The 230-nt window shown below is 66.5% G+C and carries 1 protein-coding gene; it reads right to left on the bottom strand.

Annotation, left to right across the window (positions count from 1 at the left end; translation table 11 throughout):
• Positions 1 to 216: hypothetical protein (locus HKX41_13960; GenBank protein NNC25238.1), on the bottom strand; the 216-nt coding region annotated here is incomplete at its 3' end.
• Positions 217 to 230: the final 14 nt, after the last annotated feature.

Below are 230 nucleotides of genomic sequence, written 5' to 3'. Positions count from 1 at the left end.
GAAGCGCCGCATCAGCGCGCCGATGTCCGCGGCGGAAAAGTGGCCGAGGTTGTAGTCGAACAACAGCGCGCTGCCGTCCTGATCCTGCGCGTCCCAATAGGTCACCAACAGCGGCATCTGCTCGTGCCGGTGCGAGCAATACACCAGCCGGCCCGGCGCGCCGCCGAAGCGCGGATCCTCGCCGACCGGCAGATAGCTGTAGCCGAAATCGAACAACCGGTCCTTCGGCC

Source organism: Salifodinibacter halophilus, assembly GCA_012999515.1.
Taxonomy (GTDB): domain Bacteria; phylum Pseudomonadota; class Gammaproteobacteria; order Nevskiales; family Salinisphaeraceae; genus Salifodinibacter; species Salifodinibacter halophilus.
Note: the sequence above shows the minus strand (reverse complement) of the source record. Positions and strands in the feature narration are given on the sequence as shown.